Here is a 13,832-nt window from a genome sequence, read left to right as displayed (position 1 = left end):
TTCACATACAGATGATATAGAACGGGTCTATCTATGAGCTATAGACTCACGCTATGCAGCTAATGTATTAGGAATAAATCCTAGTACAGGTTGCCGTACTCCTCCAGGGAGACAGCCTTGAAACCGTTAGCGTTGCTGTAGCCGCCGAAGGTGTCCTCGGTCTGGAACACGCTGCCGGAGAAGCCGAAGCTATTCTCCAGTGCAGCCAGGCGCTCCTCGCGTGCCTTCTCGCTGGGCTCAACCTCAATATCGTTGTAGCGTGCCAAACCGGTACCGGCCGGGACAAGCTTACCAATAATGACGTTTTCCTTCAGGCCCAGCAGCGGATCGGTCTTAGCTTCCATTGCAGCCTGAGTCAGGACACGAGTGGTCTCCTGGAAGGATGCAGCGGACAGCCAGGAATCGGTTGCCAAGGAGGCCTTGGTAATACCCATCATCTCAGGGCGGCCAGCTGCGGGCTTCTTACCTTCTGCCAGTGCCTTGCGGTTTGCCTGCTGGAAGACAATGTTATCTACCAGCTCGCCGGGCAGCAGGTCGGTGTCACCGGATTCGATGACGGTCACGCGACGCAGCATCTGGCGGACAATAACCTCAACGTGCTTATCGTGGATCTCCACACCCTGGGACTTGTACACGCCCTGAACCTCGGAGACCAGGTGCTTCTGTGCCTCGCGAGGACCGCGGATACGCAGAACTTCCTTGGGGTCTACCGAACCGGTTGCGAGCTGATCGCCGACCTGTACATAGTCGCCGTTCTGCAGCTTAGAAGCTGCGCGGCGCAGCACGGTGTAGGCGTGCGGCTCGTCGCCGTTATCCGGGGTGACAATGACCTTGTAGGACTTGTCGGTGCTTTCGATGCTGACGCGACCGGATACCTCGGAGATCGGTGCAACGCCCTTGGGGGTACGTGCTTCGAAGAGCTCCTGAATACGGGGCAGACCCTGAGTAATATCGTCTGCCGATGCGACACCACCGGTGTGGAAGGTACGCATGGTCAGCTGGGTACCGGGCTCACCAATGGACTGTGCAGCGATAATACCCACTGCTTCACCAATATCCACCAGGACGTTGGATGCCATGGAGCGGCCGTAGCACAGTGCGCAGACACCGATGCTGGACTCACAGGTCAGCACGGAGCGAACGCGAACCTCGGCCACGCCTGCCTTGTACATGGTCTCGATGAGCTCATCGGAGACGTCTGCACCTGCGTTGGCGATAACTTCACCGGCGGGGTTCTTCACGTCGGTTGCCAGGGTACGACCGTGGATGGAGGTCTCAACGTCCGGGTGCAGTGCGCCTTCAGCGTCAACCAGGGGCAGCATCAGGCCGCGGCGAGTGCCACAGTCGTGCTCGCGCACGATGACATCCTGGGAGACGTCCACCAGACGACGAGTCAGGTAACCGGAGTTTGCGGTACGCAGTGCAGTATCCGCCAGACCCTTACGTGCACCGTGGGTTGCGATGAAGTACTCCAGAACCGACAGGCCTTCACGGTAGGAAGACTTGATCGGACGGGGCATAATTTCACCCTTGGGGTTGGACACCAGACCACGGATACCCGCAATCTGACGAACCTGCATCCAGTTACCACGTGCACCGGAGGTGACCATACGGTAAATGGTGTTCAGACCGCCATTTGCGGAGAGGTTCTCGCGCATGACCTCTGCGACCTCGTCGGTTGCGTCGGTCCAGATCTTAATCAGTGCTTCACGGCGCTCGTCGTCGCCGATTGCACCCATCTCGAACTCGCCCTGAATGTCAGCTGCCTGCTTCTCGTAGTTCTCCATAATGCCGCGCTTTGCGGGAGGAGTTGCGATATCGGAGACAGCAACGGTCACGCCGGAGCGGGATGCCCAGTAGAAACCTGCGTTCTTGAGGTTATCCAGGGTGCGTGCAACAACGTCCATGGGGTACTTCTCGGCAAGGTCGTTAATGAGCTTGCCCAGACCCTTCTTATCAGCCACGCCATCGAACCAGGGGTAGTCCTTAGGCAGAGCCTGGTTGAACAGAATCTGGCCAACGGAGCAATCCAGCAGGATCGGGTCGCCAGCCTGGTAGCCTTCGGGCAGCTCGAAGCCTTCGGGGGCTACGAACTCGTCGCCGGAGAGCTGGATCTTGATCTTGGTGTACAGCTCAATATCGTGACGATCCATCGCCATAAGAGCTTCCGCGATCGAGGAGTATGCGTGACCCTCGTTCGGCTGACCATCACGCGGGGTGGTCAGGTGGTACAGACCAATAATCATATCCTGCGAAGGCACAGCAACGGGGCGACCGTCAGAGGGCTTGAGGATGTTGTTGGAGGAGAGCATCAGGATGCGAGCTTCTGCCTGCGCTTCGGGGCTCAGAGGCAGGTGAACTGCCATCTGGTCACCGTCGAAGTCCGCGTTGAATGCGGAGCAGACCAGCGGGTGCAGCTGAATAGCCTTACCCTCAACCAGCTTAGGCTCGAATGCCTGAATACCCAGGCGGTGCAGGGTAGGTGCACGGTTGAGCAGCACGGGGTGCTCGGTAATGACCTCTTCCAGCACGTCCCAAACCTCGGGACGGAAACGCTCAACCATACGCTTTGCGCTCTTGATGTTCTGGGCGTGACCCAGCTCCACCAGGCGCTTCATCACGAAGGGCTTGAACAGTTCCAGAGCCATCTGCTTGGGCAGACCACACTGGTGCATCTGCAGCTGCGGACCCACCACGATCACGGAACGACCGGAGTAGTCAACGCGCTTACCCAGCAGGTTCTGACGGAAACGACCCTGCTTACCCTTGAGCATATCGGACAGGGACTTGAGCGGACGGTTACCCGGACCGGTCACGGGGCGGCCACGGCGGCCGTTGTCGAAGAGCGAGTCCACAGCTTCCTGCAGCATGCGCTTTTCGTTGTTGACGATGATCTCGGGTGCACCCAGCTCCAGCAGACGCTTGAGGCGGTTATTACGGTTAATAACACGGCGGTACAGATCGTTCAGGTCGCTGGTTGCGAAGCGGCCACCGTCCAGCTGCACCATGGGGCGCAGATCCGGCGGGATGACCGGAACAACGTCCAGGACCATGCCCAGCGGGGAGTTATCGGTGGTCAGGAATGCGTTGACAACCTTCAGACGCTTCAGAGCGCGGGTCTTCTTCTGGCCCTTGCCGGTCTGGATGATCTCGCGCAGCAGCTCAGCTTCTGCTTCCAGATCGAAGTTCTCCAGGCGCTTCTTAATGGCCTCTGCACCCATAGCACCTTCGAAGTACAGACCGTACTTATCGACCATGGTGCGGTACAGTGCCTCGTCACCTTCCAGGTCAGCGACCTTCAGGTTCTTGAATCGATCCCAGACGCGATCCAGGTGCTCAACCTCGCGCTCAAAACGCTTGCGTACGCCAGCCAGCTGCTTCTCAGCCTGGTCGCGCAGCTTGCGCTTCTCAGCTGCCTTGCCGCCCTCAGCCTCAATACGAGCCAGTTCTTCTTCGGTCTCGCGGCTAATAGCAGCAATATCAGCGTTCAGGTCAGCCTGCAGCTGTGCCTTCTCGCGGTCGTGTGCAGCCTGCAGCATGGGCAAATCGTCGTGACGAGCTTCCTCATCAACGCTGGTGATCATGTAGGCAGCGAAGTAGATAACCTTCTCCAGGTCCTTCGGTGCCAGATCCAGCAGGTAGCCCAGGCGGGAGGGAACACCCTTGAAGTACCAAATGTGGGTCACGGGGGCAGCCAGCTCAATGTGGCCCATACGCTCGCGACGCACCTTGGAACGGGTCACCTCAACGCCACAGCGCTCACAGATAATACCCTTGAAGCGCACGCGCTTGTACTTACCGCAGTAGCATTCCCAGTCCTTAGTGGGGCCGAAGATGCGCTCATCGAAGAGGCCTTCCTTCTCCGGCTTGAGGGTACGGTAGTTGATGGTCTCGGGCTTCTTAACCTCGCCGTAGCTCCAGCGACGAATATCGTCAGCGGTGGCAAGGCCAATTCGCATCAAACCAAGCGAAGATTCCTTGGACATATCGGTCCTAATCTCTTTTCTGTAGTTCTATGAAGACTTTCGAAAACCCACGGCGCGGGCGGAACGGTTTCTGAATGAACCGCCCGCACCGATGGGTGAATGAAGAAGCGAGTGTTTAGAACTCGTCCACGGAGCTGGGCTCGTCGCGGGTCAGGTTCACACCCATATCTTCAGCAGCGCGGAAGCCTTCATCTTCCGAGTCGCTCATCTCAATGATCTGACCGTCGGTGGAGAGCACCTCAACGTTCAGACACAGGGACTGCATTTCCTTAATAAGAACCTTGAAGGATTCGGGGATACCGGGCTCAGGGATGTTATTACCCTTAACGATAGCCTCGTAGACCTTCACACGACCTGCCACGTCATCGGACTTGACGGTCAAAATTTCCTGCAGGGTGTATGCGGCGCCGTATGCTTCCAGCGCCCACACTTCCATCTCACCGAAGCGCTGGCCACCGAACTGTGCCTTACCACCCAGGGGCTGCTGGGTAATCATGGAGTACGGACCGGTGGAACGAGCGTGAATCTTATCGTCCACCAGGTGGTGCAGCTTCAGGATGTACTGGTAACCCACAGAGATCGGTTCCGGGAAGGGCTCACCGCTACGGCCGTCAATCAGACGTGCCTTACCGGAACGGTTGATCAGGCGGTCGCCATCACGGTTCGGGTTGGAGTGGTCCATCAGGTCGAAGAGCTCATCCTCATGAGCGCCGTCGAATACCGGGGTTGCCAGGCGGGTGGGGCCGGATTCCTTCGGGAAGTTCGGCATGGACTTCAGCCATGCCGGGTCGCCCTCAATCTTCCAACCCTGCTTTGCCAGCCAACCGGTGTGAACCTCGAGCACCTGACCAATGTTCATACGGCCGGGCACGCCCAGGGGGTTCAGGATCACGTCAACGGGGGTACCGTCTTCCAGGAAGGGCATATCCTCGATCGGCAGGATCTTGGAAATAACACCCTTATTACCGTGACGACCCGCCAGCTTATCGCCGTCGGTGATCTTACGCTTCTGAGCCACGTACACGCGGACCAGCTGGTTCACGCCCGGGGGCAGATCATCGTCGTCGCCGTTTGCGCGGTCGAAGATACGAACGCCAATAACGGTACCGGACTCACCGTGGGGCACCTTCAGGGAGGTGTCGCGAACCTCGCGGGACTTCTCACCGAAGATAGCGCGCAGCAGGCGCTCTTCGGGGGTCAGCTCGGTCTCACCCTTAGGGGTAACCTTACCGACCAGGATGTCGCCAGCCTCAACCTCAGCACCGATGTGGATAATACCGCGCTCATCCAGTGCCGAGAGAACGTCCTCGGACACATTGGGGATATCGCGGGTGATTTCCTCGGCACCCAGCTTGGTGTCGCGAGCATCGATTTCGTGCTCTTCGATGTGGATCGAGGTCAGCACGTCCTCGGAAACCATGCGCTGGGAGAGGATGATCGCATCCTCGTAGTTCAGGCCTTCCCACGGCATGTAGGCGATCAGCAGGTTCTTACCCAGTGCCAGCTCGCCACCATCGGTGGAGGGGCCGTCAGCCAGAACATCGCGGTACTCCACGCGCTGGCCTTCCTTAACAACCACACGCTGGTTGTAGCAGTTGCCCGGGTTGGAGCGGGAGAACTTCATGATCGGGTAGGAGCTGACGGTACCGTCATCATTACGCACGGTCACGTTCTTAGCGTCCACGGAGGAGACAACGCCCGGCTTCTTAGCCAATACGGAGTCACCGGAGTCCAGTGCCGCGTACTTCTCCATACCGGTACCCACCAGCGGAGCCTCAGACTCCAGCAGGGGCACAGCCTGACGCTGCATGTTAGCACCCATCAGTGCTCGGTTAGCGTCGTCGTGCTCCAGGTAGGGAATCAGGGCGGTTGCCACGGACACCATCTGGCGCGGGGAAACGTCCATGAACTGCACAGCGCCGGGGGCAACCAGAACAGCTTCACCGGAACCATCGCCCGCACGGCACAGAACCTCAGCCTCAGCGAAGGTACGGTCCTCGTTCAGGGGTGCGTTTGCCTGTGCAATCACGACGTTCTTCTCGTCGTCAGCAGTCAGGTAACGAACCTCATCGGTCACGCGACCGTCGGTTACCACACGGTAGGGGGTCTCAATGAAACCGAAGGAGTTAATACGACCGTAGGTTGCCAGCGAACCAATCAGACCAATGTTGGGGCCTTCAGGGGTTTCAATGGGGCACATACGACCGTAGTGCGAGGGGTGCACGTCTCGCACTTCCATGCCCGCGCGGTCACGGGACAGACCGCCGGGGCCCAGTGCGGACAGACGACGCTTGTGGGTCAGACCAGCCAGCGGGTTGTTCTGATCCATAAACTGGGACAGCTGCGAGGTACCGAAGAATTCCTTAATAGCGGCAACCACGGGGCGGATGTTCACCAGGGTCTGCGGGGTAATGGAATCCGGATCCTGGGTGGTCATACGCTCGCGAACCACGCGCTCCATACGGGACAGACCGGTACGAATCTGGTTCTCAATCAGCTCGCCCACGGTGCGGATACGGCGGTTACCGAAGTGGTCGATATCGTCCACATCAACGGGAACCTGAATGTCCTCGCCGTCGCGCTTGCCGGGGATAGAGGGCTGACCTGCGTGCAGTGCGCACAGGTAGTGCAGCAGCTGGATAATGTCCTCAACGTTCAGCACGGATGCCTGCGGGGAGTCCAGGGGAACCTCAACGCCCAGCTTGCGGTTGATCTTGTAGCGACCAACCTTCGCCAGATCGTAGCGGCGCGGGGTGAAGTACATATTGTCCAGCAGGGACTGTGCAGCTTCAACCGTGGGCGGTTCGCCCGGGCGCAGCTTGCGGTAGATGTCCAGCAGAGCCTCGTCGCGGTCGTGGACGGAGTCCTTCTCCAGGGTTGCACGAATGGAATCGTACTGGCCGAACTCTTCCAGGATCTTCGCCTCGGTCCAGCCCAGTGCCTTCAGTAGCACGGTGACGGACTGCTTGCGGCGGCGGTCCAGACGCACGCCAACCTGGTCGCGCTTATCGATTTCCAGCTCGAACCATGCACCGCGGGAGGGAATCACGCGTGCCGAGTAGATGTCCTTATCGGAGGTACGATCCGGGGTCTTCTCGAAGTAAGCACCAGGCGAGCGCACCAGCTGGGAGACAACCACACGCTCGGTACCGTTAATAACGAAGGTACCGGCTTCGGTCATCAGGGGGAATTCACCCATGAACAGGGTCTGCTGCTTCAGCTCACCGGTGTTAAGGTTCATGTATTCAGCCTTAACGTACAGCGGTGCCGAGTAGGTAGCATCGCGATCCTTGCACTCTTCCACAGAGTACTTGGGTTCAGCGAACTCCGGCTCGGAGAAGGAGAGCTGCATGGTGCCCTGGAAGTCCTTGATCGGCGAGATTTCAGCGAAAATCTCAGCCAAACCGGAGGTAGTGGGAACCGACATATCGCCCTTGGCCTGAGCATCTTCCAGGCGTGCAAGCCAGTGCTCATTACCGACCAGGCGGTCGAAGCTATCGGTCTGAATAGCCAGAAGGTTCGGGACCTTCAGCGGCTCGTTAATCTTTGCAAATGAAATACGACGGTCGGAGTTATTCTCCGCGCCATTAGCGGCATTAGAGGTGCTCGAAGCGACCAAGATGGGGGATCCTTCCACAGACGGTCTTAGCATTCAGCCTCCCGGCAACATTACCGGCTTTACCGCGCTCAAAACCCGTGCGGTGTTCTCTCAACACAAGCCAGGTTATCGATAGTGCAAAGCCGATAGATATTACCTTCAAGCCCGTGCCCACCGCTATATGAAGGCACTAAGGATAGGGAAAGCGTAAATACTAACGATACAGGAAATTTCCCCGTTTGTCTAGCACTCTACGACATTAACCGCAAGTCCACCCATAGAGGTTTCCTTATAACGGTGCGACATATCCATACCGGTCTGACGCATCGTCTCAATCACCTGATCCAGGGAGACACGGTGAATACCATCGCCGCGCAAAGCCATACGCGCCGCAGTCACAGCGTTAGAAGCCGCCATAGCGTTACGCTCAATGCAGGGAATCTGCACCAGACCGCCCACCGGGTCACAGGTCAGACCCAGGTTATGCTCCATAGCAATCTCCGCTGCGTTTTCAATCTGCTCATTGGTGCCGCCCAGCACCTGAGCCAAACCGGCAGCAGCCATAGAGGAGGCGGTACCCACCTCACCCTGACAGCCCACCTCAGCACCAGAAATGGAAGCACGCTTCTTATAGAGCGCACCGATAGAGGCGGCAGCCAAGAAGAACTCCACCACCTTATCCTCGCGCGCCTTAGCACCGCAATGACGAATATTGGGGGTGTAATTCATGGCGTAATGCAACACTGCCGGAATAATACCGGAGGCACCATTGGTCGGAGCAGTCACCACACGACCACCAAAGGCGTTTTCCTCATTGACTGCCAGAGCCATCAGGTTCACCCAGTCAATGGCGTATTCGGGAGACTTGTTCGGATCCTCCACCATCAAATCACGGTGCCAGGCGCCGGCACGGCAGCGCACCTTGAGCGGGCCGGGCAGATAACCCACGCGGGACAGCGAGGAACCAATGCATTCCTTCATGACACGGTAAATATGCAGAATACCCTCGCGGATCTCCTGCTCGCTGCGGATGCTCAGCTCATTGGCCATCTTCAAACCCGCAATGCTCAAACCCGCCTCATTAGCCATGGACAGCAGCTCAGCACCGGAACCAAAAGGATAAGGCGGGTGCGCCAGGGAGACGCCACCGGCGGCCTCCTCATCACCCTCGACAATAAAACCGCCGCCAATGGAGAAGTAGGTGCGCTCCAGCAGTACCTCTTCGGCGCCATTACGCTCGGTAAAGGCGGTGACCTTCATACCGTTGGTGTGGCGCGGCAGCACCGTCAGCGGGCGCAGAGTCATATCAGTTTCTTTATAGTGCAGTACCGGTCCGTAGACCTTGCCCTCTTCTCCCCCGGGCGCCTGGGCGCTGAACATGGACGAGGGGTAACCCGCCAGGGGCAGAGTGCCGTCCACGCTATTGCGTTCCATCATGGCTTCGGCGTCGGCAATGCTAATGGTTTCGGGCACAAAACCGCACAGACCCTTCAGCGCCGCACTCATGGTACCGTGACCGGCACCGGTTGCCGCCAGAGAGCCGTAGAGATCAATGTGAATACGGCTAATATCTGCCAGCAGGTTATTATCAATCAGCTCGGCAATAAAACGATTGCTTGCGCGCATGGGGCCCACGGTGTGGGAGGAAGAAGGACCGATACCGATGCTGAAAAGCTCAAAAACACTAATATCGTATTCCAGCTCCTCCGCCTTACGCTGAACGGAGCTGGGGATTTCAGTATCGAGAGCCACGATTATCTTTCCTTTGAGTTATACGCGAGGTGTGCGCCCGTATGCGAGCGCCTCTAGCCTGTGGTGAATACGCACGGTTCGCGCCTCTACGCACAAGAACCAGCACTTCATCATATCCCTCCGGGACGGATGCGGTAAATTGAGGCTCTCCTGTGCCGGAACTTAAGGACTATCGCACTCCCCTGTCCCTGAGATGCTTAACCCACCCTGCGAGTGCGCCAGAAAGCAGAAAACGGGCGCCCCGTATCTCTCAAGATACGGGGCGCCCGCTTAGCTATTCTGCGCTCAGAGATTACTTCTCGCGCTTGTAGAACGGCAGAGGAACAATATCGAAGGGAGCGCGCTTACCGCGGATATCCACCTCAATAGTGCTGCCCAGCTCGGAGTAGGGGCGCTGGACCAGAGCCATAGCTACCGGGTAGCCCAAAGTCGGGGAAGGAATACCGGAGGTAACCTCACCGACAACCTCGCCAGCTTCGTTGACCAGGGTAGCGTGCGCACGAGCGGGACGCTTAGCCTGAGCCTTCAGACCCACCAGAATACGCGGGGAAGCTTCCTTAGCCAGCTCGCTCAGAGCCTCGCGGCCCACGAAGTTCGCTGCCTTCTTCTCCAGGGCGATCTCTACCAGGCGACCCAGACCGGACTCGAAGGGGGTGATATCCAGACCCAGCTCATTGCCGTACAGGGGCATGCCTGCCTCCAGGCGCAGGGAATCACGGGATGCCAGACCGCAGGGCTGCAGACCGAAGGGCTCACCCGCTGCTTCCAGCTTCTCCCAGAGCTCAATAGCCTTGTCGTTGGGAACGAAGAGCTCGAAGCCGTCCTCACCGGTGTAACCGGTGCGAGCCAGCAGAACCTCAACGCCAGCAATGGTGTTCGGAACCCACGCGTAGTAGCCTACCTCGCGCACGGCTGCCTCATCGGAGGCACCTGCAGCCAGCAGAATCTCTTCAGCCTTCGGGCCCTGAACAGCAATCAGGGAGGTGTCATTGGACTCGTTGACGAAAGTGACGTCAAAATCGCCCAGGCGCTCGCTCATAGCGGCGAAGTCCTTGTCGATATTTGCCGCGTTGGGAACAACCAGGAACTCGTTCTCGCCCAGACGGTAGGTGATCAGATCGTCAATCACGCCGCCTTCAGCATTGACCAGAATCGAGTACTTTGCCTTGCCAACCTTCAGGATGGACATATTGGAGACCAGCGCGTAGTCCAGGAATGCTGCGGCGTCCGGACCGGTTACGCGGAACTCGCCCATGTGGGAGAGGTCGAAAATACCCGCTGCGGTACGAACAGCATTGTGCTCAGCCACATCGTTAGCGTACTTCAGGGGCATATCCCAGCCGCCGAAGTCAGTAAAGGATGCGCCCAGCTTCTCGTGCACCGGGTAGAGTGCGGTCTTCTTGGGGGACATGAATTTACTCCTTTGACAAATTCTTACTTGTACTCGATGTCGAATGCTTCCATCGGCGGGCAATCGCACACGAAGTTGCGGTCGCCACCCACGCCGTCAATACGACCCACGGAGGTGAAGTACTTGTGAGCGTGCAGGCTGGGAACCGGGTACGCTGCCTTCTGGCGGCTGTAGGGGCGGTTCCACTCATCGGAGGAAACAGCTTCGACGGTGTGCGGTGCATTGCGCAGCACGGACTCCTCAGCGGAGACCTTACCCTCGGCAACTTCCAGAATCTCGTCGTAGATGACCTCCATCGCCTCGATGAAGCGATCGAGCTCTTCCTTAGACTCGGATTCGGTGGGCTCAACCATCAGAGTACCGGGAACCGGGAACGCCAGGGTCGGAGCGTGGAAGCCGAAGTCCATCAGACGCTTGCAGACATCCTCTGCGGTAATGTGGCTGCGGTCGGTCAGCTCGCGCAGATCCAGGATGCACTCGTGAGCAACCAGGGAGTCCGGGCCGGTGTACAGAACCGGGTACTTCTCGGTCAGCTTGCGTGCAATGTAGTTAGCGTTCAGGATTGCGTACTCGCTGGAGGACTTCAGACCCGCAGCACCGCTCATGGCAATGTACATCCAGCTAATGGGCAGCACGCCAGCGGAACCAAACATGGACTGAGAGATCGGCAGTGCAGCCTCTTCGGGCAGCCTACCCTCGGCATCTGCCAGGTATGCGTCGCCCGGCAGGTACTTCGCCAGGTGCTCGCGCACAGCCACGGGGCCAACACCGGGGCCACCGCCACCGTGCGGGATAGCGAAAGTCTTGTGCAGGTTCAGGTGGGAGACGTCGCCACCGAACTTGCCCGGCTGAGCCAGACCCATCTGAGCGTTCAGGTTTGCGCCGTCAACGTACACCTGGCCGCCAGCCTCGTGCACCAGCTCGCAGACCTCAACAACCTGCTCCTCGAACACACCGTGAGTGGAGGGGTAGGTGATCATGATGGCAGCAACATTATCGCGGTGCTTCTCGATCTTAGCCTTCAGGTCCTCAACATCAATGGAGCCGTCAGCTGCGGTAGCAACACCGGCAACCTTCATACCCGCCAGAGCCGCGGATGCTGCGTTGGTGCCGTGTGCGGACATGGGAATCAGCACGGTATCGCGCTGGTTCTCGCCGCGTGCCTCGTGGTAAGCGCGGATTGCGCGCAGACCGGCGTACTCACCGGATGCACCGGAGTTAGGCTGCAGGGAGACAGCGTCGTAACCGGTAATGGAGACCAGCCACTCGGAGAGCTCACGAATCAATTCATGCCAGCCGGCAGCCTGATCGGCCGGTGCCAGGGGGTGAATATTCGCGAACTCGGGCCAGGAGATGGGTTCCATCTCGGCAGCTGCGTTGAGCTTCATGGTGCAGGAGCCCAGGGGGATCATGGTGCGATCCAGTGCCAGGTCCTTATCGGAGAGGTTGCGCAGGTAGCGCATCATCTCGGTCTCAGAGCGGTACTTGTGGAAGATCGGGTGCTGCATGTACTCATCGGTGCGCAGTAGCTCAGCGGGGATCTCGAACTTAGCGGCAGGCTCAGCCACCAGCTCGCCGCCCAGGGCGGTGACCAGGCGAGAGAGCACCTCATCGCTGTGGGACTCGCCTACGGAGATACCCACAACATCCTCGTTAATGCGACGGATGTTAATGCCTGCTTCCAGAGCCTTAGCAACCAGCTCGTCAGCGCGACCCTCGGCACGGATTGCCACGGTATCGAAGAATGCGGTGTGCACGGACTGGTAGCCTGCGTTCTCCAGAGAGGTTGCTACGCATGCTGCGTTGACGTGCAGGCGCTGGGCAATGGCGCGCAGACCCTCGGGGCCGTGGTACAGGGCGTAAGCGCCCGCCACAATAGCCAACAGAGCCTGAGCGGTACAAATATTGGAGGTAGCCTTCTCGCGGCGGATGTGCTGCTCACGAGTCTGCAGAGCCAGGCGGTATGCGGGCTTGCCGGCTGCATCGGTGGAAACGCCCACCAAGCGGCCCGGCATAGTGCGCTCCATACCCTTGTGCACAGCCATGTACGCAGCGTGGGGGCCACCGTAGAAGAAGGGCAGACCGAAACGCTGGGTGCTACCCACAGCAATATCTGCGCCCAGCTCACCCGGGGACTTCAGCAGGGTCAGAGCCAGCAGGTCAGCGTTCACGGTGACCAGAACATTGCGAGCCTTTGCCTCTTCAATGATCGGTGCCAGATCGCGAATACCGCCGCAATGTGCCGGCTGAGCCAGAATAATACCGTAGAGGTCGCCCTCGGGCAGGCCCTCGGAGAAGTCGGTAATGACAAAGGGAATACCCAGCATCTCTGCGCGGCCACGGGTCACGGAAATAACCTGGGGCAGGCAGCGAGAGTCAATAGCGAAGAAGCCGTTCTTGACCTTGCGGTTTGCGCGGTGCATCATTACGGCTGCCTCGGCAACAGCGGTTGCCTCATCCAGCAGGGATGCGTTTGCGATTTCCAGACCGGTCAGTTCCATGACGGTGTTCTGGAAGTTCAGCAGAGCCTCCAGACGACCCTGGGAAATTTCAGGCTGGTAGGGGGTGTAGGAGGTGTACCAGCCCGGGTTCTCCAGGATATTGCGACGCAGCACGGCGGGAGTGATGGAATCGTAGTAGCCGGCGCCAATCATCTGGTCGTAAACCTTGTTCTTTGCAGCGTAGCCAGCCAGCTTAGCCTGTGCCTGCTCCTCGCTCAGCGCTTCGGGCAGGTTCAGCTCCTCACCCATGCGGATCTGCGCGGGAACAACGGCGTCCATAAGAGCCCCCAGGGAGTCAAACCCGAGGTACTCCAGCATCTGCTGGGTATCTGCAGGGCGGGGACCGATGTGGCGGTCAGTGAAGGACATTTCTTCTCCTTGACTCTCGCACCGAAGAGACTTCGAGTGCGGTGTGTTTTAACTCTTTTAGTGTCGCACATCTCGGCTAAAACTTCTAGGAGGCGCGCCCTGACTCGGGTGGCCGCACAGAAAAATCAGCCAAATATCAAGAGATGTTCAAAAATAAATTTTTACGCTCACATGCCTTCTCTCCCCGCGCCGCCAACACCGAACACTCGACATCA

Annotated in this window: 5 protein-coding genes; all 5 read right to left on the bottom strand. The window is 58.6% G+C overall.

Annotation, left to right across the window (positions count from 1 at the left end):
- Window positions 1-80: 80 nt before the first annotated feature.
- Window positions 81-3,986, bottom strand: a complete 3,906-nt coding sequence (locus tag Q4P78_RS01905) for a DNA-directed RNA polymerase subunit beta' (protein ID WP_303338621.1) — start codon at window positions 3,984-3,986, stop codon at window positions 81-83.
- Between the two features lie 115 nt (window positions 3,987-4,101).
- Window positions 4,102-7,605, bottom strand: a complete 3,504-nt coding sequence (gene rpoB / locus Q4P78_RS01900) for a DNA-directed RNA polymerase subunit beta (protein WP_303338620.1) — start codon at window positions 7,603-7,605, stop codon at window positions 4,102-4,104.
- 222 nt (window positions 7,606-7,827) lie between these two features.
- Window positions 7,828-9,336, bottom strand: coding sequence for an L-serine ammonia-lyase (locus Q4P78_RS01895; RefSeq protein ID WP_303338619.1), 1,509 nt, complete (start codon window positions 9,334-9,336; stop codon window positions 7,828-7,830).
- Between the two features lie 292 nt (window positions 9,337-9,628).
- On the bottom strand, window positions 9,629-10,747 hold the full coding sequence (gcvT, locus tag Q4P78_RS01890; RefSeq protein WP_303338618.1) for a glycine cleavage system aminomethyltransferase GcvT: 1,119 nt from the start codon (window positions 10,745-10,747) through the stop codon (window positions 9,629-9,631).
- 23 nt (window positions 10,748-10,770) lie between these two features.
- Window positions 10,771-13,617 carry an aminomethyl-transferring glycine dehydrogenase gene (gcvP, locus tag Q4P78_RS01885; RefSeq protein ID WP_303338617.1) on the bottom strand — a complete coding sequence of 949 codons (2,847 nt, stop codon included), beginning with the start codon at window positions 13,615-13,617 and terminating at the stop codon, window positions 10,771-10,773.
- Window positions 13,618-13,832: the final 215 nt, after the last annotated feature.

This window comes from Rothia sp. (in: high G+C Gram-positive bacteria), from assembly GCF_030540545.1.
Classification (GTDB): Bacteria; Actinomycetota; Actinomycetes; order Actinomycetales; family Micrococcaceae; genus Rothia.
Note: the sequence above shows the minus strand (reverse complement) of the source record. Positions and strands in the feature narration are given on the sequence as shown.

Excerpts from the sequence above, each read along its gene's own strand:
- gcvT (WP_303338618.1), bottom strand. The coding sequence starts at position 10,747 with ATGTCCCCCAAGAAGACCGCACTCTACCCGGTGCACGAGAAGCTGGGC.
- Q4P78_RS01905 (WP_303338621.1), bottom strand. The coding sequence starts at position 3,986 with ATGTCCAAGGAATCTTCGCTTGGTTTGATGCGAATTGGCCTTGCCACC.
- gcvP (WP_303338617.1), bottom strand. The coding sequence starts at position 13,617 with ATGTCCTTCACTGACCGCCACATCGGTCCCCGCCCTGCAGATACCCAG.